This is a genomic window from Stenotrophomonas aracearum (genome assembly GCF_031834615.1).
Classification (GTDB): Bacteria; Pseudomonadota; Gammaproteobacteria; order Xanthomonadales; family Xanthomonadaceae; genus Stenotrophomonas; species Stenotrophomonas aracearum.
Genome location: NZ_CP115543.1, coordinates 2,744,178 through 2,769,107 on the forward strand (window position 1 = coordinate 2,744,178; position 24,930 = coordinate 2,769,107).

The following is a 24,930-nucleotide window of genomic DNA, read 5'->3' on the forward strand; positions in this document are numbered from 1 at the left end:
ATGCCTGTGCCCGCTGAACAGATCTCTTCCGGGCGCGATGCCGAAGGGTACGCGCCCATCCATTCCTATGCGGCCATCGGCGATGGTCGCTCCAGCGCGTTGATCGCACCGGACGGCAGCATCGACTGGTGGTGCGCGCCGTGCATGGACGCACCGCCGTTGTTCGACCGGTTGCTGGACGCCCCGCATGGCGGACGCTTCGTGCTGCAGGCAAACCATGTGACGTCGATCAGGCGCCGCTACCTGCAGGACAGCAACGTACTGGAGACCGAAGTAATAACGGCGGCTGGACGCGCCCGCATCACTGAGTCGTTGAACAGCGGTCCGGCTGGGCGCCTGCCGTGGTCCGAGCTCGCGCGACGGGTGGAGGGACTGGAGGGTGAGGTGGTGTTTGACCTGCTTTACCAGCCGGGCACCCGCGCGGGCACCTGCTCACCGTGGATGAGCGACACCCCCAATGGCTGCGTGCACCATGTCGGGCCGGTGATGACGATGCTGCGCTACCCGGAACGCACCCGCATCGCCGTATGCGACGACCGCGAGGTGCGCGGCACGCTGCGCGTGCAGGCCGGCGACCGTGAGCTGGTCGCGTTGCTTGCCTCCCAGGATGAAGTGCTGCCTGTTCCGCCTTTGATCGACATCGACACCCGCATCGACCGCTCGCATCGCGAGTGGCAGCAGTGGGTGGACGACCTGGACTGCGGCGCCACCCGCCGCAGCGAGGTGATCTGCTCGGCACTGGCCCTCAAGTTCCTCTGGTTCGCCCCCACCGGCGCAATTGCCGCAGCGGTCAGCGCATCGCTGCCGGAGCGCATCGGCGGGGACAAGAACTGGGACTACCGCTACGCCTGGGTACGCGATGCCGCGTACGTCATCAAGACCTTCCTGCGGGTGGGCGCCCTGCCCGACGCCAAGGCCGGCTTCAGCTGGCTTATGACCACCATCGGCAAACACCGGCCCGGCGTTGCGCCCTGCTACACCCTGCGCGGCGAACGGGTAGAGGAAGAGCGCTGCGTCGACGTGCCGGGCTACCGCAACAGCCAGCCGGTGCGGGTCGGGAACACCGCGACCGACCAGCTGCAGACCTGCGCTTACGGCGACATACTGGAAATGGCCAGCCGCATGATCGAAGCCGGGCACATCCTCGATCCCAACACCGCCCGCCTGTTGTTCGAACTTGCCGACGAGTGCGCGGACAGTTGGATGCGCAAGGACAACGGGTTCTGGGAGCTGGAGGACCTGCAGCACTACACCATGTCCAAGGTGGAATGCTGGATGGCGCTGCGCCGCGCCTGCGAGCTGGCCGAGAAGGGCCACCTCACCACCGCGCGCCTGCCGCGTTGGCAACGCGAGCGCGATCGGATCCTGGAATGGATCGATTGCCACTGCTGGGACGACGCCCGCCAGGCGTACCTCATGCACCCCGGCAGCGACCGGTTGGACGCCAGCCTGATGCTGGCCTCGCGCTTCGGCTTGGCCGAGGCACGGCCGGAGCGCTTTGTCGCGACCCGCGAGGCGATCCGGCAGGAGCTGAGCGACGCCACGGGCGACCTGCTATGGCGCTACAGCGGCATGCAGGACTGCGAAGGCACCTTCATAAGCTGTGCGTTCTGGATGGTGGAGGCGTACGGTCTGCTGGGTGAACGCGATGAGGCTGCACGCCTGTTCGACCGGCTGCTGGCCAGGGTCCGGAACGACGTCGGGTTGATGCCCGAGGTGTGGGACCCCCACACCGATTCCGGACTGGGCAACACGCCGCAGGGATTGAGCCACCTGGCATTGGTGCATGCAGCGCTTTCATTGGATGGCGACTGATTCCCTGCGCCTGTCTACATTATCCACCGACGACAGGCTATGGAAACGTCCGACAAAATGACGTATCCAGTCGAGAAACATTTTTACATGGTATTTACAACAGTAGAACTACGGTAGCGCGAATCCAGGGAGGATTCGCGTGAGCCAGCCGTCGTGCCCCAAAGCCGCCCTGAATGACGAGTCCCGGCAGTTCGCACTCCTGGTCAACTCCGTCACCGACTACGCCATCTACATGCTGGACACGCGTGGGATGATCCGCACCTGGAATCCGGGTGGCCAGCGGATCAAGGGCTACCGGGCCGACGAGGTGATCGGCACCAACTTTTCCCGCTTCTATCTGCCCGAGGACGCCGCAGCTGGCGTTCCGCAGCGGAACCTGCACACCGCTGCGGTGGAAGGCCGCTGCATCGAGGAAGGCTGGCGGCTGCGCCAGGACGGCTCGCGCTTCCTGGCCAGCGTGGTAATCGACCCGATCTGGGACGACGGCGAGCTGATCGGCTTCGCGAAAGTGACCCGGGATATCACCGAGCGACACAGGGCACAGGAGCGCTACCAGAAACTGCAGGCCAACCTGTTGCAGGCGCAGAAGATGGAGGCCATCGGCAAGCTCACGCTGGGCTTGGCGCATGACTTCAACAACCTGCTGACCATCATCGTCAACTGCCTTGAACTGATTGGCACGCGGGTGAAGGACGGCGCGGTGGCCAAATTGATTGAGACCGCAATGCGCGCCGCCGAGCGTGGCGCCCTGCTCTCGCGCCAGCTGCTGACCTTCGGACGCGGCCAGACGTTGTCGCCGGAGCGGGTGAACCTTGCTGATGCGATGCGCGAGTGCCAGGAGCTGCTGCAGCGCTCAGCGGGCGACCGGGTCACGGTCGTCTTTGCGCTGCAGGACAAGCTGCCGCACGTGTCGGTCGACAAGGCACAGCTGGAGGCCGCAGTGCTCAACCTGGTCTGCAACAGCCGCGACGCGATGCCCAATGGCGGCACCATCACCATTACCGCGAGTGCCAAAAAGACGCATGACCCGGCGGCCGACGCCCAGGCAGCGGCCCCGCATGTCTGCCTGAGCGTGGAAGACGATGGCGAAGGCATTCCGCTGGCCGACCAGGCCCGGGTGTTCGAGCCGTTCTTCACCACCAAGGCGGTGGGGCGCGGCAGCGGGCTGGGGTTGAGCCAGGTGTTCGGGTTCACTACCCAGTCCGGCGGCTTCCCGCAGTTGAGCAGCGTGCCGGGGCAAGGAACCCGCGTCGCGCTTTGCTTCCCGGCCAGTGAGGGCTGACATGGCGATCACCCTGTTGCTTGTGGATGACGAAGAGGACCTGCGTGCGGTGATGACCGAGGGCCTGTCGCTCTACGGCTTCGACGTCACCACCGCCAGCGATGGAAGCGAAGCGCTGGTCCAGCTGCGCGGGGACACGCAGTTTGCGGTGGTGGTCACCGACGTCAGCATGCCGGGCGATGTGTCTGGCCTCCAGGTGGCCGCCGAAGCGACCGCCCTGCAGCCCGAAGCGCTTGTGATGGTGGTGTCCGGCCTGCAACGTTCGCAGCTGCCGCCGATGCCGCCGTCCGTGGAGTACGTTTCCAAACCCTATCGGCTGAAGAACCTCGTCGATCTCATACGCAAGCAGCTGACGTGAGGCGGAGCGGCCGGGCAGAGCCCGGCGCTACGCTGCCTGCTGGCCGGGCAAGGTCCGGCGCAATCCCGGCATCACGACGCCTGCAGGCGCTCGCGTTCGAGGCGTGCGAGCTGCAGGCGGCCCATCTTGCGGACCTTTGGGACGTCCGGCTTCGGCGGCTCCAGCAGGGTGAGCATGACGCAGCCGCGTTTGACGTGGACCTTCAGGCGCGCGCCTATGTCCAGGCCGGCGGCGGAGAGCCACATGCCGCGTACCTTGACGCAGGGGATGGGGTCTTCGCCGAGGTCTTCCCGGCTGCCCGGGTAGCCGAAGGGCTCCACGCGGAGCGTGTCAGGTTGGCGGATGTAGTATTGGCGGTTCGGCGGATTCGACTTCAGGCAATGTGGTTTGCATGTTGGACCTCCGATGGAAGTCTCCTTCACCGGATGGTGAGGGAGTCGGGAGGTTGAAAACCGTAGAGAGGAACCGGCGTGGCGTATTTCCGCGAGGGTGTTGTATTGACCACCCTCCCGACATTGAGCGTCCAACTTGCTGATCCTCTCTGGAGTTTTCAAGCTCCTGCGAAGACCATGCGCCATCTTGGCAGACAGTGGAAGTTGATTGTTTCTTTCGATATGGAGGGTTTGGTTGGCGGTGCCTATGATTGTCGCGAATGGCTTCGGCCGGGTTTACGTGGGACACGCATGGCGTGTCGCTACGCGTAAGGAGCCAACGATTCGCAGGCAAAGCCGGCACATCCCACGTAGCGACACGCCATGCGTGTCCCACGCAACGCCGGTAACGCTACGCCAACCCCAACGCACCCTCATGCAACCGATAACTCCGATGCACAATCCCATCGGGCAACGCGTCATGCGTAATCATCACCAGGCTACGGCCATTCAACGCCGCGACCATGTCACGCAACAACGCATGCGCGGTATCCACATCCAGCCCTTCGGTAGGTTCATCCAGCAACAGGATCGGTGAGCCACGCAGCAACGCACGCGCCAGCGCCAGCCGTCGCGCCTGACCGGCCGACATGGTGGCGCCGTTCTCGCCCACCCAGGCCTGCAGGCCGCCCAGCCGTTCGGCCCAGGCGTGCAGACGCACGTCCGCCAGCACCTGCCACAGCTGTTCGTCGCTGGCCTGCGCGTCACCCAGCCGCAGGTTGTCGGCAATGCTGCCTGCGAACACCGGCGCGTTCTGCGGCAACCATGCAATCTGCCGGTGCCAGTCGGCCTGCGCCAAGCTGCGGATGTCCTGCCCGCCGTACAGCACGCGCCCGGCGTCCGGGTCCCACAGGCGCAGCAGCAGCGACGACAACGTGGTCTTGCCGCTGCCGCTGTCACCGCGAATGGCCATGCGTTCGCCCGGTTCGAGCCGCAGCTCCACGCCATCCAGCAGCGCGCGCGCCTGCCCCGGCCAGCGGAAGCTGACGCGTTCGAACGTCAACGTTGCCGGCTGCGCTGGAACCGCCACCGGCACCTCGGCGTCGGCCACGCCCGCAGGCTGGTCGACAATGGCCTCCAGCCGTGCGGCGGCAACGCGCCCGGACAACCAGGACTGCCACGCCAACCCGATCCCGGCCCACAGTTCGATCAGGGCGACAGTGAGGAACACCAGCGCCGCCGCCAGCGCCGCATCGATCGCGCCACGTTCGAATCCATGCAGCGCCACCCACAGCATGCCGACCAGGCCGCCCCCGGCGCATACGCCGTGCAGCGCATTGCCAGCCACCAGCCGCCACCGGCGGCGACGATCGCGCGAGCGCAGCTGCTTGGCGGCCACCAGCACGCGCAGGTTCCAGTCTTCACGGGCGTGCAGCGCGGTCAGGTCCGCCGCGCCTTCCAGCCCTTCGAACGACTGCGCCCGCAGCTGCGCGCGATGCAGCGCGCGGTCGCGCTCATGGGCACCGGCGCCACGCACCGTGAGCCACGGCACGCCCACGCCGATCACCAATGCGAGCACGGCCAGCAGCAGTGCGGCGGGCGGGTAGATCAGCCACGACGAGAGCACCGCCACCAGCGACACCCCGCCCAGCGCCAGCAGCGGCCCGATGGCGCGCACCAGCAGGCCGTCCACTTCGCCGATGTCCGACATCAACCGGGCCAGCAGCTCACCGGTGCGCACCCCCGCCAACCGCGCCGGCGCCAGTGGCAGCGCGCGACGGAAGAACCACACACGCAGGTCGCGGGCGATGCGCAGGGTGACGTCATGGCCGACCAGCTTCTCGAAATAGCGCGAGACGATGCGCGCCATGGTCAGGCCCCGGATACCGGCCGAGGGCGAGAAGAAGTTGAAACCGCTGCCCAGCCCGGCCGCACCGGCCAGCGCGGCGGCGGTCAGGAAGCCGCCGGACAGGCCGAGCAGCGCGGTGCCCGCCAGCATGGTGGTCCACAGCAGCAGCACGGTCAGCAGCAGGCGGCCGCGATGGCGGGTGAACACCTGTTTCAGGGAATCGTCGCGCACGTCGTTCATGCCGGCTCCTCCGTGACCTGCGTGCGCCCGGCCGAAGTCAGCACCAGCCGCGTGTCGGCCCAGCGCATCGCGGTCTCGCTATGCGTGGCAATCACCACCGCGCGGTCACGCGCGAACGCGGCCAGGGTCTGCAGCAGGGCGGCCTCGGTGTCCGGATCAAGGAAGGCGGTCGGCTCGTCCAGCAGCAGCAGCTGCGGGTCGCGCAGCAGCAGGCGGGCCAGGCCGATACGGCGCGCTTCGCCTCCGGACAGTCCGAACCCGCGCTCGCCGATCACCGTGTCCAGGCCCTGCGGCAGGTGCGCGGCAAAGCGCATCACCTGTGCCGCTTCGGCCACCGCGCGCAGGCGCGCATCGCTCACGCCGGGGTCGGCCAGGCGCAGGTTGTCGGCGATGCTGCCGTGGAACAGGTACGGGCGCTGCCCGGCGTAGCCCACCTCCAGCCCGGGACGCAGCACGATGCTGCCCGAACGCGGCGGCAACCAGCCGGCCAATGCTTCCAGCAGGGTGCTCTTGCCGCTGCCACTGGGACCGACCAACGCCAGGCGCTGGCCCGCTTCAATCTGGAACGAGAGCTGCTGCACCACGTCGTGATCAGCGCCCAGCGGACGCAGGACCAGATCCCGCACCACCACCGGCGGCGCATGCTGTTCCAGCAGCTCGGGCGCGCGTGCCGGTTGGGAAAACACATCGGCCGCGTCCCCCTGCTCCGGCAGCTCGCCCAGCAGGCGCTCCACCTCGGCCGCCGCCGCAAGCGCATTGGCGCGGTCGTGGTAATGCGCCGCCAGGCGGCGCAGCGGCGCATAGAACTCCGGCGCCAGCAGCAGGCAGAACATGCCGGCGCCCAACGTGGGCACCGCCGCATGCAGCGACATCAGCCCCAGATAGCTCAGGCCCAGGTACAGGGCGACCATGGCCACGCTGACCGAAGCGAAGAACTCCAGCACTGTGGACGACAGGAAGGCGATGCGCAGCACCTTCATCGTCCGCTCGCGCACGCCTTCGGCCGCAGCCGCGACGCCTTCCAGCTCGGCCTCGCCCCGCCCGTACAGGCGCAGCAGGCCCAGGCCCTTGATGCGGTCGGCGAAATGCCCGCTCATGCGCGCCAGTTCGCCGAGCTGGGCGCGGCCGGCCGCTTCCGCGCCCCAGCCCACCAGCATCATGAAGAACGGCACCAGCGGCGCGGTGAACAGCAGGATCAGCGCCACCACCCAGTCCACGCAGGCCACCGCCAGCAGGATCAGCAGCGGCACCACCACCACTTCGATGCGCACCGGCTGGTAACCCGCGTAGTAGCTCTCCACCGCATCGGCATGGGCCAGCATCAGTTCGCCGAGCTCGCCGCTGCGCTGCTGGCGCAGCCACAACGGGCCGCGCCCGAGCAGGCGGCGGTACACCCGTTCGCGCAGGGCCAACCGGGCGGTATCGGCCACATCGCCCGCCGCCGCTTGGGTAAAACTACTGAGCAACGCGCGTACGATCAGTATTAGCATGAGTCCCAGCAGCACCCCGGTGGCTTCGGCCAACGGGCGGCGCGCCACCAGCACGGCCTGGATGAGCCAGGCAATGGCGGCCGCCTGCCCGATCAGCAGGGCGCCCGACGTGCAGATGGACAGCGCGGCCAGGCGCTGGCGACCACGTGCGCCAACGGCGAGGCTGTCCAGCCAGCGCAGGCGCTGGCGACGCAGGTCGGGGGTTTCAACCGCAAGCACGTCCGGGGGCTGGCTCAAGAGGATTCACTGGCGCCACAGAAGAGATGCCTGACATTGTAATGGCTGCCGACGTACCCTTCCGGTGCGGCGCACGGTCGCAGGGGGAGGTCGTACGATGCCTCCCATCACCGCCACCTACATTGATCTGAATCAAGGCTGTTTGAAGTTGCAGGTCACAGAATTCATCCCGTAGACCCCCCTTCCCGCCACCTGAAACGGCAGAACCCCACGAGGTAGCCAGGCCATGATCGATTCGACAGTCGTAGAACTGTCGCGGCTGCAGTTCGCTTTGACCGCGATGTACCACTTCCTTTTCGTCCCCCTCACGCTTGGCCTCTCGTTCCTGGTGGCCATCATGGAAAGCGTGTACGTGATGACCCGCAAACAGGTCTGGCGGCAGATGACCCTGTTCTGGGGCACGCTGTTCGGGATCAATTTCGCCATCGGCGTGGCCACCGGCCTGGTGATGGAATTCCAGTTCGGCATGAACTGGTCGTACTACAGCCACTACGTGGGCGACATCTTCGGTGCGCCGCTGGCCATTGAAGGGCTGATGGCGTTCTTCCTGGAAGCCACCCTGATCGGCCTGTTCTTCTTCGGCTGGAAGCGGCTGAGCCCGGTCAAGCACCTGGCGGTGACCTGGTTCATGGCGCTGGGCACCAATCTGTCGGCGGTTTGGATCCTGATCGCCAACGGCTGGATGCAGAACCCCACCGGTGCGGTGTTCAACCCGGACACCATGCGCATGGAGGTGGTGGACTTCGCCGCGGTGCTGTTCAACCCGGTGGCGCAGGCCAAGTTCGTGCACACGGTGAGCGCGGGCTACGTGACCGGCGCGATCTTCGTGATGGGCATCAGCGCGTTCTACCTGCTGCGCAACAAGCACCAGGACATGGCGCGGCGTTCGTTCGCGGTGGCGGCTGCGTTCGGCCTGCTGTCGTCGCTGTCGGTGGTGGTGCTGGGCGATGAGAGCGGTTATGCCGCCAGCGAGCACCAGAAGATGAAGCTCGCCGCCATTGAAGCGATGTGGGAAACCGAGCGCGCGCCGGCCGACTTCACCGCGTTCGGCATTCCGAACCAGCAGACCCAGCAGAACGACTTCGCGATCCGGATTCCGTACCTGATGGGCCTGATCGCCACGCGTTCGTTCAACCAGCCGATCCCGGGCATCCTGGAACTGGTGGACCGCGCCGAGCACCGCATCAAGGGTGGGCAGCTGGCCTACGGTGCGCTGGAACGCGTGCGCAAGGACAAGAACGACGTGGAAGCGCGCGAGATGTTCGACCGCCACTGGCAGGACCTGGGCCACGGCCTGCTGCTGAAGCGCTACCGCGACGACATCCTCAATGCCACGCCCGAGGAAATTTCCCAGGCGGCGATGGATACCGTGCCGCGCGTGGCCCCGCTGTTCTGGACCTTCCGGATCATGGCCGGGCTGGGCTTCTACCTGATCGCGTTCTTCGCGGTGGCCTTCTACTTCTCCTGCCGCAACAACTTCCAGGACAAGCGCTGGTTCCTGCGCCTGGCGGTGTGGTCGATGCCGGCGCCGTGGATCGCGATCGAATGCGGCTGGTTCGTGGCCGAGTACGGCCGCCAGCCGTGGGCGGTGGACGGCGTGCTGCCCACCTTCTACGCAGCCTCGGGCCTGGCCCTGCATGAAATCCTGACCACGCTGGCGGTGTTCACCGCGCTGTACACGGTGCTGCTGATCATCGAGGTCAAGCTGATGCTCAAGGCGATCCGCACCGGCCCGGCCGACATTCTTCCGTCGCTGCAGCCCGCGCGAAAGCCGCTTCCCCACACTGCCGCCCCGGCTCCCGGTCAGGCATAAGGCAGGAGAAACCACATGGACATTCTTGGACTCGATTACACCACCCTGCGCGTGATCTGGTGGCTGCTGCTGGGCATCCTGCTGGTCGGCTGGGCGGTGATGGACGGCTTCGACCTGGGCGTGGGCACCCTGCTCCCGTTCGTGGCGAAGACCGATGAGGAACGCCGGCTGGTGATCAACACCGTGGGCCCGGTGTGGGAAGGCAACCAGGTGTGGCTGGTGCTGGGTGGCGGTGCGATCTTCGCCGCGTGGCCGCCGCTGTATGCGGTGAGCTTCTCCGGCTTCTACCTGGCGATCTTCGCGATGCTGTTCGGGCTGATCCTGCGCCCGGTCGGTTTCAAGTACCGCAGCAAGATGCCGAGTGCGCGCTGGCGGAATACGTGGGACTGGGTGCTGTTCGTGGGTGGGCTGCTACCGGCGTTGATTGCCAGCGTGGCGGTGGGCAACGTGCTGCTCGGCGTGCCGTACCACTTCGACGACAGCATGCGCATCTTCTACACTGGTTCGTTCTTCGGCCTGCTCACCCCGTTCGCACTGCTGGCCGGCCTGGTTGGCGTGGCGATGATGGTGTCGCACGGTGCTGCGATGCTGGTGTTGAAGACCGACGGCCCGGTGGCCGAGCGGTCGGCGCGTTACGGCAGCATTGCCGCGCTGGTGAGCTTCGTGCTGTTTGCTGCCGGTGGTGCGTGGGTGGCGTTCGGCCTGCCGGGCTATGAGATCACCTCGCAGGTGGTCACCGACGGCCCGACCAATCCGCTGCTGAAGACCGCTGCGGTGGGTGCTGCTGCCGGTGGCTGGCTGCGCAACTACAGCAGCATGCCGCTGACCCTGGTGTTCCCGCTGGTCGGCCTGGCCGGTGCACTGGCCAGCTTCGTGCTGCTGCGGGCACGACGTGGCATGGCGGCATTCCTCGCCTCGGGCGCGTCGATCGCCGGCATCATCCTCACCGTGGGCTTTGCGATCTTCCCGTTCCTGCTGCCCTCTTCCAGCCAGCCCAGCGGCAGCCTGACCGTATGGGACGCCTCGTCCAGCCAGCTCACGCTGTTCATCATGCTGGTGGCGACAGTGATCTTCCTGCCGATCATCCTGGCCTACACCAGCTGGGTGTACCGGGTGATGCGCGGCAAGACCACGTCGGAAGACATGGCCGACAACCCCAACGCATATTGATAGGAGACAACCATGTGGTACTTCGCCTGGATTCTCGGCACCGGCCTGGCTTCGGCCGCAGCCATCCTCAACGGCATGTGGTTCGAGGCGCGCGAACAGACGCTCGCAGACCGCAACGCCGGACGCTAAAAAAAGGTTGCCGATACTCTCTTCACACCGTATCCTTGTCGGCTCCTTCGGGGTGTAGCTCAGTCTGGTAGAGCGCTACGTTCGGGACGTAGAGGTCGCAGGTTCGAATCCTGTCTCCCCGACCACTCCGGTGGTCGCATTGAAGCCTGGAATCTTCATTTCCAGGCTTTTTTGTCCCCGAAGGTGAACAACGGTCCCCCTTGCCGCCGAAGGGTGGGATCGATACAATAGGCGGCTCCTTACGGGGTGTAGCTCAGTCTGGTAGAGCGCTACGTTCGGGACGTAGAGGTCGCAGGTTCGAATCCTGTCTCCCCGACCATACAAGTGGTCACATTGAAGCCTGGAAGACGCATGTCCTCCGGGCTTTTTTGTATTTTCATTCCAGAGGCCCCCATGTCTCCCAGCTCTGCCGATTCCACCTCCATGCTTCGCGGCCGCGTGCTGGCGTTCAGCGCCATCCTGCTGGCCGCGCTCAACCTGCGCACGGCGGTGACCTCGGTCACGCCGCTGCTGGACCAGCTGGGCCAGACCTTCGGCTTCGGCACCACCATGACCGGCGTGCTGGGCATGCTGCCGACTGCGTCGTTCGCGCTGTTCGGGGTGACCACGCCGATGGTGGCGCGCCGCATCGGGCTGGAGCGCACCGCGCTGCTGGCCATGCTGCTGGCGGCGGTGGGCCTGCTGCTGCGTTCGATGGCCGGCGGCGTGGGCAGCCTGCTGTTCGGTTCGGTGGTGGCGCTGGCCGGCATGGGCATCGGCAACGTGGTGGTGCCGCCGCTGGTGAAGCGCTACTTCGCCAACCGCGTGGGCACGGTAAGCACGCTTTATATAACGGTGCTGCAGCTGGGCACGATGGTGCCGGCGCTGCTGGCGGTGCCGCTGGCCGAACAGGCCGGTTGGCGCGTGTCCCTGGGGATCTGGGCGATCCTGGCAGTGGCTGCCGCCCTGCCCTGGATCGCGCTGGCCCGCCGCCGCCCGCATCCGGACCCGCTGGACACCGCCGCCGATCCGGCCGCGCAGCCGCACGGCAAGGTGTGGCGCACGCCGCTGGCCTGGGGCATGGCGCTGATGTTCGGCATGACCTCGCTGATGACCTATTCGATGTTCACCTGGCTGCCGCGCATCGTGGTGGAAGCCGGGGCCACGCCGGCGTTCGGCGGGGTGATGGTGGCGATCTTCGCCGCGCTGGGGCTGGTGCCGTCGTTGACGATGCCGGCGCTGGCAGTGCGCCTGCGCAATCCGTTCCCGCTGGTGGTTGTCGGTTTCAGCGCGTTCTTGATTGCGTTCGCGGGGCTGTTGTTCGCGCCGATGAAGGCACCGTGGTTGTGGGCGGTGCTGTTGGGCATTGGGCCTTCCACGTTCCCGTTGGCGCTGACGCTGATCAACCTGCGCACGCGTACGCCGGCCGGGTCGGCCGCGCTGTCGGGGTTCATGCAGGGTGTCGGGTATGCCTTCAGCTGCCTGGGACCGTTCCTGTTTGGTTGGCTGCATGCGATCAGCGGTGCGTGGTACCTGCCGTTCGGGTTCCTGCTGGTGTGTGCGCTGGTGTTGATCAGTGCCTCGTGGGTGGCGTGCAAGCCGCAGAAGCTTGAGGACGTCTGGTAACACCAAATTTCGCACCTGCGTCACACACCGTGCGCATCTTGTGACGTAGCGTGTCGGAAAATGACCTGTAACCAGATCGGGTCGTTGGAAGTGGTTCCCGCTCGCATCCCGCGCCCGGGTTCCATGAACCGTTTCAGGGTGTACAGACCCCCGGAACATCGCCGTGGCGGCGGCCGGATGGTCTTTGAAATCAATAAGTTGAAGTATTGATCGCGCCTGTTTCCACAGCTGCGGAGGCCATCGTGCGTCTTAACAATTTGTCAACAAACCGCCCTTCGGGCACCATTGGCATGTGATGTGCGTCACGTTTTGCGCACAAACAGACATTTTTGAAGGGATGCTCCCGGGGGTTCCATGTACAACCACAGGCCGCTGGCGCTCTGCGTCAGCCTGGCATGCGCCACGCTTTGCTTGACGGTTCCGGCCGCTTTTGCCGCCACCTCGCGAGCGGACCATCTGGCTGAAATCAGCACCTACCGCGACCAGGCCCGCTGGCTGGACGCGCTTGCCGCGATCGAACGCGCCCAGGTGGACGTGCCCAATGACGACCTGCTGTACCGCCTGCAGGTACTGACCCTGTCGGACATCGGCAACGCGCACCGTGCGTGGCAGCTGTACCAGGCGCGCCCGGAGCTGTTCGACGACGCCCAGAAGCAGCGCTTCGAAGCCAACTACCTGGCCAAGCGGGTCGGCTGGAGCCTGGCCTATGGCGCCAGCGAAGACACCCGCCTGGACGAAGCCGAGAACGCCTTGGCGGAGATGGAACGCATCCTGCAGCGCGACGGCCAGACCGTGCAGACCGCGCCGCTGCGCATCCGCTACGACCGCCTGATCCTGCTCAACCGCCTGGGCCGGCACGAGCAGGTGCGCTCCGAGTACCGGCAACTGCTGGCCGAAGGCCACGAGGTGCCGGCCTACCTGATGGCCCCGGTCGGCGATTCGCTGATGGCCAGCCAGCATCCGGATGAAGCGATCCCGGTCCTGGAAGCCGCGCTCAAGGCCGACCCCGGCCGTTCCGAAGTGCATTCGGAGCTGGCCTACGCGCACCTGGAAAGCGAGGAGGCCGATACGGCCATTGGCGTGCTTACCCAGTGGCAGAAGCAGGAACCGGCCTGGCGCTGGGCCAACGGTGCGCGTGCACCGTATGCGAACTGGCCGCGTTACGAAGCCGACCTCAACCTGGCGATGATCCGCGCCTACAGCGGCGACCTGCCCACCGCGCAGCGCGAGCTGGAACACATGGTGGCGATCGCCCCGGCCAATGGCGGCACCCAGTCCTCGCTGGGCAACATCTACATGATGCGTGGCTGGCCCCGGAAGGCGCTGGAGCGCTACAGCATGGCCAACACGCTGGACCCGCGCGACGTCTCGGCGCGCCTGGGCCAGTACGACGCCTACGTGCAACTGCAGCGCGACGACCTGGCCCGGCCGATCCACGACACCCTGCTGGAACGCTACCCGAACCAGCCGTCGGTGCAGCGCATGGACCGCAGCTGGAAGGCGCACCGCGGCTGGCAGCTGCATGCCTACGCCGAAGGCGGCCGCAGCGAAGGCGGCGGCGGTACCTCGCCGCTGGGCAACGACGACGGCCGCTATGGCGTGGAAGTGCAGTCGCCGGTGATCGACGACCGCTGGCGCGTGGTGGGCTTCGCCGACCGCCGCAGCGTGGATTTCCAGGAGCAGACCATCCGCCCGCTGTGGGTGGGCCTGGGTACGCGCTATCGGTTCGGCCGCGCCGATGCCGAAGCATTTGTGTACCGCGCCAATGACGATGTCGGCGAGACCGGACTGAGCGCGGGCTTCGGCTGGCAGTTCAGCGACACCTGGCATGCCGGGGTCACCGCCGCACGCAACGCCGCCGATGCCTCGCTGCAGGCGCGCGTGTCGGGCATCACCGCCGACAGCGTGGCGCTGGCGGTGGACTACCGGCGCAACGAGCTGACCCACTGGAGCGCCGGGCTCAGCCAGTTCCGCTACGACGACGGCAACCGCCGCGACACCTTCACCACCGGTATCGAGCAGCGCCTGCTGACCCGCCCCACCCTGCTGCTGGACGGCCTGGGCACGCTGTACGCCAGCCGTGGCAGCCGCGACGACGTGCCCTACTTCAATCCGAGCGAAGACCGTTCGGCGGAGATCGGCCTGCGCGTGGACCAGCAACTGTGGCGCCACTACGAACGCCACTTCCGCCATCGCCTGACGGTGTCGCTCGGCAACTACTGGCAGCAGGGCTTCGGCAGTGCGCTGGTGCCTTCGGCCGAATACCGCCACGAGTGGCAGCTGGCCGACGGCCGGATCTTCGAATACGGAATCAGCTGGTCGCGACCGGTCTACGACGGCAACCGCGAACGCCATATCGGCCTTGATGCCGGCCTGCGCTGGGGACAATGAGATGCGACACATGGATTTGAAGCGCTTCACCACCTGGCTGCTGCTGGCCCTGGTCGCCGCGTGCGGCACTGTCTTCGCGGCCGCACCGCCGGAACCGGATGCGGCCGACAATGGCCTGCTGGTGCTCAGCTACCACGACATCCGCGACGACGTGGCCACCAAGGGCGACCCGGACGCCTATGCGGTGAGCACGCAGAACTTCGCCGCGCACCTGGACTGGCTGTCGGCGCATGGTTACCACCCGGTGTCGCTGTCGCAGCTGATCGCCGCCTCCCAGGGCGGCGCGCCGCTGCCGCCCAAGCCGGTGCTGCTGACCTTCGATGACGGCCTGCGCAGCGTGTACAGCAAGGTGTTCCCGCTGCTGCGCGCCTACAACTACCCGGCGCTGGTGGCGGTGATCACCGACTACGTGGACCTGCCGGCCGAGCGCAAGGTGGACTACGGCTACCGTCCGTTCACCCACGACGACTTCCTGACCTGGGACCAGATCCGCGAAATGCAGCGCAGCGGCCTGGTCGAACTGGCCAGCCACACCGACAACCTGCACCACGGCGTGCAGTCCAACCCGCAGGGCAATTCGACCCCGGCGGTGATCACCCGTGCCTACGATCCGGCCACGCAGCAGTACGAAACCGAGGCGCAGTACCAGGCGCGCCTGCGTGCGGACCTGGCGCTGAGCGTGAAGCGCATCCAGGACAACGTCGGCGTGAGCCCGAAGGCGATCGTGTGGCCGTACGCGGCCTACAACGCGATGAGCAACCGCATTGCCGAAGACCTGGGCATGCCGGTGTCGTTCGACCTGGAAGGCCGCAGCACCCCGGTGACGCGCGACCTGCACGGGCTCGCCCGCCTGCTGGTGACCGGCAACCCGGCGGTGACCCAGCTGGCCTATGAGCTGCGCCGCGACGTGGAACGCGACGGCATGCGCGCGTTGCAGATCGACCTGGACGCGGTGTATGACACCGATCCAGTACAGCAGGCCAAAAACCTGGACGCGCTGATCGACCGGGTCAAGAAGATCGGCCCCACCCATGTGTTCCTGCAGGCCTTCGCCGACCCGGACGGCAATGGCTCGGCCGACGCGCTGTACTTCCCGAACCGGCACCTGCCGATGCGCGCGGACCTGTTCAACCGCGTGGCCTGGCAGCTCAAGACCCGCGCCGGGGTCAAGGTGTTTGCCTGGCTGCCGGTGCTCGGCTTCGAGCTCAAGGACCCGAAGATCCGCAGCGCGCTGGCGATCGAGAGCCCCGAAAGCGACGGCATCTTCCGCCTGGACTTCACCAACCCCAAGGTGCGTCACATCATCGACGACATCTACGAAGACCTGGCGATCAACTCGTACTTCGAGGGCCTGCTGTTCCACGACGACGCCTACCTGCGCGACACCGAGCTGGCCAACCTGCCGCAGGAAGGCAGCGACGGCGCGCGCACCCAGGCGCTGATCGACTTCACCCTGGAGCTGCGCAACGCCGCGCAGCGCTGGCGCCCGAAGCTGGCCACGGTGCGCAACCTCTACGCGCAGCCGGTGCTGCAGCCGCAGAGCGCGAGCTGGTTCGCGCAGCGCCTGGACCTGTTCAACAAGGCCTATGACCACACCGCGCTGATGGCGATGCCGTGGATGGAAGGCAGCCGCAACCCGGAGAAGTGGCTGGACCGGCTGGTGGTGGCCGTGCGCGCGCACGACCCGCAGCTGTCGCAGACGATGTTCGAGCTGCAGACGGTGGACTGGCGCACGCAGAAGCCGATTCCCGGCGACCGCCTGCGTGCGCAGATCCGTCGCCTGCAGGCGCAGGGCGTGCGCCATTTCGCCTGGTACCCGGACGACTTCATTGCCGGCCGGCCCTCCACCCAGGACGCGCGCGCCGCGATGTCGGCGCGCACATTCCCGTACGAGGAAAAGTGAGGCCGCCATGCATCCGTTCCTTTACGCACTGTTCCAGTTTGCCTTCTTCTACCCGATGGTGATGGCGTTCTTCTGGATGTCCGGCGGGCTGTATTACTTCTTCCGGCGCGAGCGCAAGGCGCGCCTGCGCGACGACCCGCCGCCGATGCAGGAGTACCCGTTCGCCTCGATCCTGATTCCGTGCCACAACGAAGCGGACAACCTGGCCGACACGCTGGGCGCGGCGCTGGCACAGAACTACCCGGACTTCGAAGTGATCGCCATCAACGATGGCAGCCGCGACGACACCGGGGCGCGACTGGATGCGATGGCCGCGCAGCACCCGCGCCTGCGCGTGGTGCACCTGGACCGCAACCTGGGCAAGGCCAATGCGCTGCGCATGGGTGCCCTTGCCGCACGTTCGGAGTACCTGATCTGCATCGACGGCGACGCGATGCTGGAAGAGCACGCCACGCACTGGATGGTCTGGCACCTGACCTCGGGCCCGCGCGTAGGCGCGGTGACCGGCAACCCGCGCATCCGCAACCGCTCCACCCTGCTGGGCCGGCTGCAGGTGGCCGAGTTCTCCTCGATCATCGGCATGATCAAGCGCGCGCAGCGCGTGTACGGGCGAATCTTCACCATTTCCGGGGTGATCGCCGGCTTCCGCCGCACCGCGCTGCACCGCATCGGCTACTGGTCCGATGACATGATCACCGAGGACATCGACATCAGCTGGCGGCTGCAGCTGGACCATTGGGACATCCGTTACGAGCCCAACGCGCTGTGCTTCATCCTGATGCCGGAAACGCTGAAGGGGCTGTGGCGGCAGCGCCTGCGCTGGGCCCAGGGCGGCGTGGAGGTACTGCTGCGGCATGGTCGCTCGCTGTTCGACTGGCGCAAGCGGCGGATGTGGGGGGTGTTGCTGGAGTATGTGTTCAGCGTGCTGTGGGCCTACACCATGCTGACCATCATCGTGCTCTGGGCGCTCGGCAAGTTCATGCCGTTGCCGCAGGAGCTGTACATCGACACACTGCTGCCGCAGTGGCATGGAGTGATCCTGGCGCTGGTCTGCCTGCTGCAGTTCGCCAGCAGCCTGATCATCGACCGTCGTTATGAAACGCATATTGGCCGTAACTACTTCTGGGTGATCTGGTACCCGATGGCGTACTGGCTCATCAGCCTGTTCACGACCCTGGTGGCCCTGCCCAAGACGCTGTTGAAGCGTCGCGGCAAGCGGGCGATCTGGGTCAGTCCTGACCGGGGTATCCGATGAACGCCGCCAAGCCGAACCGCCGCTACGACTCCCGCCTGATCCGCAAGACGCGCCAGCAGCCCAGGTTGCAGCGCACGGCGTGGGGGTTCGTCACCATTGCCTTCTGGGGTTTCTACTTCTACCTGTGGGCGCCACTGATCACCGCACTGTCGTGGTTGCTGGGCGGTCGGTTGGCGTTCCTGCAGCTGTATGAGTACAAGCAGAAGGTCGATCCCTTCATCGTCATCGCGCTGCCGGTGATGCTGGTGTGCTGCTCGCTGCTGCTGATCACCTGGGCCGAGTACAACCGCATGCGCTTTGCCGGCAAGGACCGGCGCAACCCGCGCCAGGACGTGTCGCTGGAAGAGATCGCGCACAACCTGGGGGCGACCCCGGCGCTGGCGCAGCAGTTGTCTGCCGGCAAGTCGGTAACCCTGCACATGGACGATCACGCACGCCCGATCGGGTTGACGGAACAGCGGTTGGAGTGATGTGAAATACCCTTCACATCGCTGACCCCGCCGAGGCGTACGCTCCGCTTCGGAGACATCCCGCACATTCATTTGTGAGGGGATACGACATGTCGACGTTCGATACGGTGGTCCAGCAGATCGCCAAGGCCACTGGCCTTGGTGAGGGGGCGCAGCAGTTCATCAAAGTACTGGCCGGTTACATCTTCAAACAGTCCGGCGGCGTTTCAGGGTTGCTGCAAAAGTTCGACAACGCGGGGTTGGGGGACATCGCCAAATCCTGGACGGCAGGCAACGGCACCCTGCGATCGATTGATGCCAACCAGATCCGCAGTGTCATCGGCAACGAGGCACTGGAGGAAATGGGACAGAAGTCCGGGGTCAAACAGGGACTGGTCGCCACTTATGCAGCATCCGCGCTGCCGCTGCTGGTACGCTCCCTCACCTCCGACGGGGCCATGCCCGCGACCATGCCCGCCAGCTTCGCCGGCTTGATCAACGCAGCCCCACGCCGGAAAAAGACGTTCCATCTGTGGCGTTGGCTGCTGCCGCTGCTCGCCCTGCTCGCCCTGGCGTACTGCGGCTGGCAGAAACGCAACCTGCTCACGCCGCCGCCGGTGGCCACGCCGAGCGCGAGCCTGGCGCCTGCCGTGACGGTGCCCTCGCTTTCGTTCAAGAACACCGGCGGCAAGGTCGATCTGAGTGGTGCGGTGAGCACCGCCGCGGAAAAGGCCGGTGCCATCGGCGCCCTCGCCGGCGTGTTCGGGCAGAAGAACGTCACCGCCAATGTCGCCGTCAATCCCGATCTCGCGCCAGCGACGTGGATGGACTCACTCAAGGCGGTCGTCTCCGCGCCGGCAGTGAAAGCCGATGGCCTCGCGTTCAAGTTCAACGGCGACAAGCTCGATCTGGATACCTCCAAACTGCCAACCGACGTGCGCACCCAGGTCAGTGAGCTGTTCCAGAATCGCTTCAGCAATGTGGAAATCGCGGGTCTTTACCAACCCGGCCTGGAGGCGTTGGGTGAACTCCAGCCTGGCTTTGGGGCAAATGACCTGACCAAGGCGCTGAACCAGACGTCGATCACCTTCACCAACAACTCGGACGCCATCTCCACCAGCAGCCTGGCGGTTGTTGCGGGGGCCGCCAAGGCGATCAAGGCTGCGCCGTCGGGCATGAAGATCGATGTCGGCGGGTACACCGACAGCAACGGCCCGGACGCGGCAAACCTGGCACTCAGCGAACGCCGCGCCAAGGCGGTGGTGGCGGCGCTGGTGGCCAACGGCGTGTCGGCGGGGCAGCTGAAGGCCACCGGACACGGCGAAAGCAATCCAGTCGCCGACAACAGCACCGAAGCAGGTCGGGCCGCCAACCGGCGGACCGTCTATACGGTGTATTGAACGGGCAGGCAGGTGTGGCGGTTCAGCGCCGCACCTGCCCCTGCCCCCGCACCACGAACCGTTCCACCGTCAGCGCTTCGAGCCCCATCGGGCCGTAGGCGTGCAGGCGCGTGGTGGAGATGCCGATCTCCGCACCGAGGCCGAGCTCGCCGCCGTCGGAGAAGCGCGAGGACGCGTTGACCATCACCACGGCGGAGCTCAGGGCCTGCACGAAGCGTTCGGCTGCGCCCGGATCTTCGGTGACGATAACTTCGGTGTGGTCGGAACTGTACTGCTGGATGTGGGCCAGCGCCTGCTCCAGGTCGTCAACCATGCGCACGGCGAGGATCAGGTCCAGGTACTCGGCGGCGTAGTCGTCGTCTGTTGCCGCAGTGGCGTCAGGCAGCCACTGGCGTGCGCGGTCGTCGGCGCGTAGTTCGACGCCGCGCTCGCGCAGCGCCGCTGCCGCCTGCGGCAGGAACGTGGCCGCGACGTCGACGTGCACCAGCAGCGTTTCCAGCGAATTGCAGGCGGCAGGCCGGCTGGTCTTGCCGTCCACCAGCAGGGCAACGGCTTTATCCAGGTCGGCAGCACGGTCCACGTACAGGTGGCACACGCCTTTGTAGTGCTTGATGACCGGTACGCGCGCGTGTTCGGCGACGAAGCGGATCAGCCCTTCCCCGCCGCGTGGAATGGCCAGGTCGACCAGGTCGCTGAGCTGCAGCAGCGCCAGCATGGTCTCGCGGCGCAGGTCTTCGACCAGGGTCAACGCGGCATCGGGCACGCCGGCATCGCGCAGCGCGCGCTTGAGCGCATGGGCGATGGCGGTGTTCGAGTGGATGGCTTCGGACCCGCCGCGCAGGATCACCGCGTTGCCGGCCTTGATGCAGAGTGCGGCGGCGTCGGCAGTCACGTTCGGGCGCGCTTCGTAGATCATCGCGATCACGCCGAGCGGTACGCGCACCTTCTGCACGCGGATGCCGTTGGGGCGGATGTCGTCGCGGGTGACGGTGCCGACCGGGTCGGGAAGCGTGGCGACCTCGCGCAGGGCGGCGCTGACCGCGGCCAGGCGGGCCGGGTTGAGCGCGAGACGGTCGAGCATGGCGGTGCCGGTGCCTTTTTCCTGCGCGGCGGCGAGATCGCGGGCGTTGGCGGCCAGGATCGGTTCCGCGTCAGCATCCAAGGCATCAGCCATGCCGAGCAGGAGCGCGGTTTTGGCCTTGGGGGAAAGTTGGGCGAGGACCTGCGCGGCGGCGCGGCAGTGTTGGGCGTGTTCGCGGATGTCCATGTTTGGGTTCCTTGCCTGAGGGGTGTTACGTGGCGATCAGCGATCCGTGGGACACGCGTGGCGTGTCGCTACGCGGGTATGCAGGGTCCGGTGGATCATGGGGTAGCGACACGCCATGCGTGTCCCACGCACCGCCCGAACGAAACCGAACACATCACACCAGCACCAGATCATCCCGGTGGATCACGTTGCCACCGTAGTTGTACCCCAGCACGCTTTCGATGTCGCGCGAATGACGACCGGCGACGCGGCGGATGTCGCTGGCGGAATACTGGCTGACGCCGCGCGCCAACGTGACCTCGCCGTTGGCACCGCGCACGCGCACCTGCACCATGTCGCCGCGACGGAACTCGCCTTCGGCACCGGTGACGCCACCGGGCAGCAACGAGGCGCCCTTGTCGCGCAATGCAGCGGCCGCCCCTTCGTCCACCAGGATCGCGCCCGCCTCCAGCGGTGCATGCCGCAGCCAATACTTGCGCGCCGCATCGCGGGTCTGCCCGGCGTGGATGCGGGTGCCAAACAACCGGCCCTGTGCGAGCGCGCGCACCACATCACCATCGCGGCCGTTGAACAGGCAGGTGTCGATGCCCACGCGCCCGGCCTTGGCCGCTGCTTCGAGCTTGGTGTGCATGCCGCCGGTGCCGGCGCCACTGCCGGCACCGCCGGCCATGGCCAGCACCTCGAGGCTGAGCTCGGGCACGTCGTGGATCGGACGGGCCTGCGGGTCGCGGCGCGGGTCGGCGCTGTACAGGCCGTCGATATCGGTGGCGATGAACAGGATGTCCGCGTCGATCAGCGCGGCCACGGTGGCGGCCAGGTTGTCGTTGTCGCCGAGCTTGAGCTCATCCACGGACACGGTGTCGTTCTCGTTCACCACCGGCAATGCGCCCAGCCGCAGCAGCTCGTTGAGCGTGGCCCGTGCGTTGAGGTACCGGCGGCGGTTGCGCAGGTCGTCGTGGGTCAGCAGTACCTGCGCCACCGGGCGCTCGAAGAACCGCTGCCACAGGCCGATCAGCTGCGCCTGGCCGAGCGCGGCCAGCGCCTGGCGTGCGGCCATTGCCGCACCGGCTTCAATCGCGCGCGGTACGATGGCACGGCCGGCGGCAACGGCGCCGGAGGAGACGATCACCACCTCACGCCCCGCCAGCACATGGGCGGACACGAACTGGGCCAGGCCGAGCGCATGACGCGGCGACAACCCGCCGCCATCGGCTGCCAGCAGGCTGCTGCCAACCTTGAGCACGGCACGTTTCCAGTGCGGCAACGGCTGTTCGGGGAACGGGGACTGCACGCGGGTGGCGGTCATCGCGGGGTTCGCCTCAGCGGGTGGACCATTCGTGGACGGTGGCGGTCGCGCTGCCCAGCACCAGCAGCGGATCGGCGTCGACGATAGCCTGCGCCGCAGCGCGGTCGGCCACGTTGTGCAGCACGTACGCGCCGCCGGTTTTATCGGTGAAGCCACCGGTGATCAGCAGCTGGTCACGCGCACGCACCTCATCGAGGAAGCGCACGTGTTCGGTGGCCGCGTGGTCGGTGAAGTTGGCGGTGCGGGCGACCAGTACGAGATAGCAGATCTTCATGGGGAGTCCGTGTGCAGGGAGATCGACACATGCGAAAACGGCGGCCATTGGCCGCCGTTCCCGGTTACACCAGCGCAGCCCAGCGGGCGCGCAGTTCGTCCAGCCGCAGGTCGGCGGCCGCGCCGGGCGAGACGCGCGCGGCCAGGCTGCCTTCGGGGGTGCGCCCCTGCCCGGCGGTGTCCGACGCCGCCGCTGCGGCCTTGTAGGCCTCGCGGAACGGCACGCCGGCCACGGCCGCTTCCACCGCGACGTCGGTGGCGTACATGCCCGAGTCGATCGCCGCGCGCAGCTTGTCTTCGCGCCATTCCAGGTTGGCCAGCAGCGCCGGCAGCAGTTCCAGCGCGGCCAGGCCACGGCCGAAGCCGTGGAAGATGGCGCCCTTGCTGCCCTGCAGGTCGCGGTGGTAGCCCGACGGCAGCGACAGCAGCTGCTCGATCTCGGTACGCGCGGCGGCCACGCTGGCGTGGGTGGCGCGCATCAGTTCGATCACGTCCGGGTTGCGCTTGTTCGGCATGATCGAGCTGCCGGTGGTGTACTGCGCCGGCAACGCGACGAAGCTGTACTCGCCGCTGGTGAACAGCGACAGGTCCCAGGCCAGCCGGCGCAGGTCGAGGGTGGCTCCGCCCAGCGCTTCCAGTGCGGCCAGTTCGAACTTGCCGCGCGAGAGCTGCGCGTAGATCGGCGAGATCTGCATGCGCGCGAAGCCCAGCGCCTGGGTGGTATGGGCGCGGTCCAGCGGCAGGTTCACGCCATAGCCGGCGGCGGTGCCGAGCGGGTTGGCGTCGACCAGCGCGAAGGTGTCGTGCGCACGCACCGCGTTGTCGATGAAGGCCTCGGCCCAGCCGGCCCACCACATGCCCGCCGAGGACACCACGGCGCGCTGGATATGGGTGTAGCCCGGCACCGGCAGGTGCTGTTCGGCTTCGGCACGGTCCAGCGCGACCTTGGCCACTTCGCGGCTCAGCGCGGACACCTGCAGCAGCTTGTCCTTCAGCCACAGGCGGGTGGCGACCAGGATCTGGTCGTTGCGGCTGCGGCCGGTGTGGATCTTGCGGCCGGCGTCGCCGAGGCGCTCGGTGAGGCGCGCTTCGATCGCCGAATGGCAGTCTTCGAAGCGCTCATCCAGCACGAACGCGCCGCTGCGGAAATCGTCGGCCAGCACGTCCAGCTCGCGCTGCAGCGCTTCGCGCTCGGCGCCGTCGAGGATGCCGATGTTCTCCAGGCCCTGCGCGTGGGCCTTGCTGGCCTGCACGTCGTACAGGAAGAACTCGCGGTCGAGGATGACGTCATCGCCGGCCAGGAAGGTCTGGATCTTTGCGTCTACCGCGACGCCGGGCTTCTGCCACAGAAGGTCAGCCATGGGGTGCTCCAATCAATGCGGAATCGAGGTCAGTTCGTCCAGGCCCAGGGCCAGGTTGAGGTTCTGCATGGCCTGGGTGGCCGCGCCCTTGAGCAGGTTGTCCAGGGTCGCCACCACCACCACGCGCTTGCCGCCCGGGGCGACGGTGAAGCCACCGATCTGCACGCCATGGCGACCGGCAATGCGGCTCACCCACGGCGCTTCGTCGATCACTTCGACCAGCGCTTCGTCGGCGTAGAAGCGGCGGTAGGCGTCCACGATCTGCTCGCGGGTCATCTGCTGCTGCAGCCACAGGTTGACGGTCATGGTGATACCACGGAAATGCGGGGCCACGTGCGGCATGAACTCCACCGGCACGCGCAGGTGCGCGCTCACTTCGCGTTCGTGCACGTGGTTGGTGAGCGCGTACGGCATCAGGTTGTCGCGCAGCAGCTCGGGGTTGTTCTTGTCCGACGGGGTGGTGCCGGCGCCGGAGTAGCCGGACACGCCGAAGCACTGCGGCGGGCCGGCCAGCTGCTCGAGCAGCGGGCTGATCGCCAGCTGCATCGCGGTCGCGTAGCAGCCCGGGTTGCTGATGTGCTTCTGGCCGGTGTAGTCGCCACGGGTCAGTTCAGGCAGGCCGTAATACCAGCTGCCTTCGAAGCGATGGTCGGCCGAGAGGTCGACGATCACCGTGTCCGGGCGCGCGGCGTCCAGCGCAGTGACGAACGGCGCGGACAGGTCGTTGGGCAGCGCGAGGATCACCGCATCCATGCCCTTGGCGGCAACGGCGTCCGCATCGAGGTTTTCGAACAGCTGGTCGCCAGTGATCTCAGGGTAATGCGCGGCAACCGGCTGCCCAGCCAACTCACGCGAGGACACGAAGCCCAGCTCCAGCCGTGGGTGCGCGGCGATCAGCTTGACCAGCTCGGCGCCGGTATGGCCACGGGCGCCGACGATGCCGACAGTGAAGGTCTTGGTGCTCAT

General features: G+C 66.9%; 20 protein-coding genes and 2 tRNA genes. 14 read left to right on the top strand and 8 right to left on the bottom strand.

Features of this window, described 5'->3' with window-relative positions; translation table 11 throughout:
• The 3 genes from PDM28_RS12485 to PDM28_RS12495 all read left to right on the top strand — a co-directional run bounded on the left by PDM28_RS12485 (nt 1) and on the right by PDM28_RS12495 (nt 3,455).
• Nucleotides 1–1,815 (top strand): glycoside hydrolase family 15 protein, encoded by a 1,815-nt coding sequence (locus PDM28_RS12485; RefSeq protein ID WP_311182266.1) that lies wholly within the window; start codon nt 1–3, stop codon nt 1,813–1,815.
• 139 nt (nt 1,816–1,954) lie between these two features.
• Nucleotides 1,955–3,097, top strand: coding sequence for a two-component system sensor histidine kinase NtrB (locus PDM28_RS12490; protein WP_311182267.1), 1,143 nt, complete (start codon nt 1,955–1,957; stop codon nt 3,095–3,097).
• A gap of 1 nt (nt 3,098) precedes the next feature.
• Nucleotides 3,099–3,455 carry a response regulator gene (locus PDM28_RS12495; protein WP_311182268.1) on the top strand — a complete coding sequence of 119 codons (357 nt, stop codon included), beginning with the start codon at nt 3,099–3,101 and terminating at the stop codon, nt 3,453–3,455.
• 71 nt (nt 3,456–3,526) lie between these two features.
• Here PDM28_RS12495 and PDM28_RS12500 read toward each other — a convergent pair whose 3' ends face one another.
• The 3 genes from PDM28_RS12500 to cydD form a co-directional block, all read right to left on the bottom strand.
• Nucleotides 3,527–4,033, bottom strand: coding sequence for a SymE family type I addiction module toxin (locus PDM28_RS12500; RefSeq protein ID WP_311182269.1), 507 nt, complete (start codon nt 4,031–4,033; stop codon nt 3,527–3,529).
• A 205-nt stretch (nt 4,034–4,238) separates the two neighbouring features.
• On the bottom strand, nt 4,239–5,915 hold the full coding sequence (gene cydC, locus PDM28_RS12505; protein WP_311182270.1) for a thiol reductant ABC exporter subunit CydC: 1,677 nt from the start codon (nt 5,913–5,915) through the stop codon (nt 4,239–4,241).
• Nucleotides 5,912–7,642 carry a thiol reductant ABC exporter subunit CydD gene (gene cydD, locus PDM28_RS12510; protein WP_311182271.1) on the bottom strand — a complete coding sequence of 577 codons (1,731 nt, stop codon included), beginning with the start codon at nt 7,640–7,642 and terminating at the stop codon, nt 5,912–5,914. The genes cydC and cydD overlap by 4 nt, the downstream gene beginning before the upstream one ends.
• 226 nt (nt 7,643–7,868) lie before the next feature.
• On the opposite strand from cydD, the gene PDM28_RS12515 reads away from it, so the two are divergent.
• The 11 genes from PDM28_RS12515 to PDM28_RS12565 all read left to right on the top strand — a co-directional run bounded on the left by PDM28_RS12515 (nt 7,869) and on the right by PDM28_RS12565 (nt 19,757).
• Nucleotides 7,869–9,455, top strand: a complete 1,587-nt coding sequence (locus tag PDM28_RS12515; RefSeq protein ID WP_311182272.1) for a cytochrome ubiquinol oxidase subunit I — start codon at nt 7,869–7,871, stop codon at nt 9,453–9,455.
• 15 nt (nt 9,456–9,470) lie between these two features.
• On the top strand, nt 9,471–10,625 hold the full coding sequence (gene cydB, locus PDM28_RS12520) for a cytochrome d ubiquinol oxidase subunit II (protein ID WP_311182273.1): 1,155 nt from the start codon (nt 9,471–9,473) through the stop codon (nt 10,623–10,625).
• A gap of 12 nt (nt 10,626–10,637) precedes the next feature.
• Nucleotides 10,638–10,754: a cytochrome bd-I oxidase subunit CydX gene (gene cydX, locus PDM28_RS12525; RefSeq protein WP_311182274.1), complete on the top strand. Its 117-nt coding sequence runs from the start codon at nt 10,638–10,640 to the stop codon at nt 10,752–10,754.
• Nucleotides 10,755–10,802: 48 nt separating this feature from the next.
• Nucleotides 10,803–10,879: transfer RNA gene (locus PDM28_RS12530), tRNA-Pro, on the top strand.
• Between the two features lie 117 nt (nt 10,880–10,996).
• Nucleotides 10,997–11,073 (top strand) — tRNA-Pro (locus tag PDM28_RS12535).
• A 74-nt stretch (nt 11,074–11,147) separates the two neighbouring features.
• The gene (locus tag PDM28_RS12540; protein WP_311182275.1) at nt 11,148–12,359 is read left to right on the top strand and encodes a CynX/NimT family MFS transporter; all 1,212 of its coding nucleotides are present in this window, start codon (nt 11,148–11,150) and stop codon (nt 12,357–12,359) included.
• Between the two features lie 354 nt (nt 12,360–12,713).
• On the top strand, nt 12,714–14,750 hold the full coding sequence (gene pgaA, locus PDM28_RS12545) for a poly-beta-1,6 N-acetyl-D-glucosamine export porin PgaA (RefSeq protein WP_311182276.1): 2,037 nt from the start codon (nt 12,714–12,716) through the stop codon (nt 14,748–14,750).
• Between the two features lie 16 nt (nt 14,751–14,766).
• Entirely contained in the window at nt 14,767–16,653 is a 1,887-nt protein-coding gene (gene pgaB / locus PDM28_RS12550; RefSeq protein WP_425507668.1) for a poly-beta-1,6-N-acetyl-D-glucosamine N-deacetylase PgaB, read from the top strand.
• A gap of 7 nt (nt 16,654–16,660) precedes the next feature.
• Nucleotides 16,661–17,908 carry a poly-beta-1,6-N-acetyl-D-glucosamine synthase gene (pgaC, locus tag PDM28_RS12555; protein WP_102944623.1) on the top strand — a complete coding sequence of 416 codons (1,248 nt, stop codon included), beginning with the start codon at nt 16,661–16,663 and terminating at the stop codon, nt 17,906–17,908.
• Nucleotides 17,905–18,378, top strand: coding sequence for a poly-beta-1,6-N-acetyl-D-glucosamine biosynthesis protein PgaD (gene pgaD / locus PDM28_RS12560; protein ID WP_311182278.1), 474 nt, complete (start codon nt 17,905–17,907; stop codon nt 18,376–18,378). Before pgaC ends, pgaD begins: the two co-directional genes overlap by 4 nt.
• Nucleotides 18,379–18,467: 89 nt before the next feature.
• On the top strand, nt 18,468–19,757 hold the full coding sequence (locus PDM28_RS12565; protein ID WP_311182279.1) for an OmpA family protein: 1,290 nt from the start codon (nt 18,468–18,470) through the stop codon (nt 19,755–19,757).
• 22 nt (nt 19,758–19,779) lie between these two features.
• Here the strand turns inward: PDM28_RS12565 and PDM28_RS12570 are convergent, their stop codons facing one another.
• The 5 genes from PDM28_RS12570 to argC form a co-directional block, all read right to left on the bottom strand.
• A complete protein-coding gene (locus PDM28_RS12570) occupies nt 19,780–21,024 on the bottom strand; it encodes a glutamate-5-semialdehyde dehydrogenase (protein ID WP_311182280.1) in 1,245 nt (414 codons plus the stop codon).
• 154 nt (nt 21,025–21,178) lie between these two features.
• The gene (gene proB, locus PDM28_RS12575) at nt 21,179–22,330 is read right to left on the bottom strand and encodes a glutamate 5-kinase (protein WP_311182281.1); all 1,152 of its coding nucleotides are present in this window, start codon (nt 22,328–22,330) and stop codon (nt 21,179–21,181) included.
• Between the two features lie 13 nt (nt 22,331–22,343).
• Nucleotides 22,344–22,604 (bottom strand): YciI family protein, encoded by a 261-nt coding sequence (locus PDM28_RS12580; protein WP_311182282.1) that lies wholly within the window; start codon nt 22,602–22,604, stop codon nt 22,344–22,346.
• A gap of 64 nt (nt 22,605–22,668) precedes the next feature.
• Nucleotides 22,669–23,964, bottom strand: coding sequence for an argininosuccinate lyase (gene argH / locus PDM28_RS12585; protein ID WP_311182283.1), 1,296 nt, complete (start codon nt 23,962–23,964; stop codon nt 22,669–22,671).
• Nucleotides 23,965–23,976: 12 nt separating this feature from the next.
• Nucleotides 23,977–24,930 (bottom strand): N-acetyl-gamma-glutamyl-phosphate reductase, encoded by a 954-nt coding sequence (gene argC, locus PDM28_RS12590; protein WP_311182284.1) that lies wholly within the window; start codon nt 24,928–24,930, stop codon nt 23,977–23,979.

Bases quoted from the DNA above. Each gene is read 5' to 3' on its own strand.
- PDM28_RS12485 (WP_311182266.1), top strand. From the start codon at position 1: ATGCCTGTGCCCGCTGAACAGATCTCTTCCGGGCGCGATGCCGAAGGG.
- PDM28_RS12495 (WP_311182268.1), top strand. From the start codon at position 3,099: ATGGCGATCACCCTGTTGCTTGTGGATGACGAAGAGGACCTGCGTGCG.
- PDM28_RS12500 (WP_311182269.1), bottom strand. From the start codon at position 4,033: ATGGCGCATGGTCTTCGCAGGAGCTTGAAAACTCCAGAGAGGATCAGC.
- cydC (WP_311182270.1), bottom strand. From the start codon at position 5,915: ATGAACGACGTGCGCGACGATTCCCTGAAACAGGTGTTCACCCGCCAT.
- PDM28_RS12515 (WP_311182272.1), top strand. From the start codon at position 7,869: ATGATCGATTCGACAGTCGTAGAACTGTCGCGGCTGCAGTTCGCTTTG.
- cydB (WP_311182273.1), top strand. From the start codon at position 9,471: ATGGACATTCTTGGACTCGATTACACCACCCTGCGCGTGATCTGGTGG.
- cydX (WP_311182274.1), top strand. From the start codon at position 10,638: ATGTGGTACTTCGCCTGGATTCTCGGCACCGGCCTGGCTTCGGCCGCA.
- PDM28_RS12540 (WP_311182275.1), top strand. From the start codon at position 11,148: ATGTCTCCCAGCTCTGCCGATTCCACCTCCATGCTTCGCGGCCGCGTG.
- pgaA (WP_311182276.1), top strand. From the start codon at position 12,714: ATGTACAACCACAGGCCGCTGGCGCTCTGCGTCAGCCTGGCATGCGCC.
- pgaC (WP_102944623.1), top strand. From the start codon at position 16,661: ATGCATCCGTTCCTTTACGCACTGTTCCAGTTTGCCTTCTTCTACCCG.
- pgaD (WP_311182278.1), top strand. From the start codon at position 17,905: ATGAACGCCGCCAAGCCGAACCGCCGCTACGACTCCCGCCTGATCCGC.
- PDM28_RS12565 (WP_311182279.1), top strand. From the start codon at position 18,468: ATGTCGACGTTCGATACGGTGGTCCAGCAGATCGCCAAGGCCACTGGC.
- PDM28_RS12570 (WP_311182280.1), bottom strand. From the start codon at position 21,024: ATGGACATCCGCGAACACGCCCAACACTGCCGCGCCGCCGCGCAGGTC.
- proB (WP_311182281.1), bottom strand. From the start codon at position 22,330: ATGACCGCCACCCGCGTGCAGTCCCCGTTCCCCGAACAGCCGTTGCCG.
- PDM28_RS12580 (WP_311182282.1), bottom strand. From the start codon at position 22,604: ATGAAGATCTGCTATCTCGTACTGGTCGCCCGCACCGCCAACTTCACC.
- argH (WP_311182283.1), bottom strand. From the start codon at position 23,964: ATGGCTGACCTTCTGTGGCAGAAGCCCGGCGTCGCGGTAGACGCAAAG.
- argC (WP_311182284.1), bottom strand. From the start codon at position 24,930: ATGAGCACCAAGACCTTCACTGTCGGCATCGTCGGCGCCCGTGGCCAT.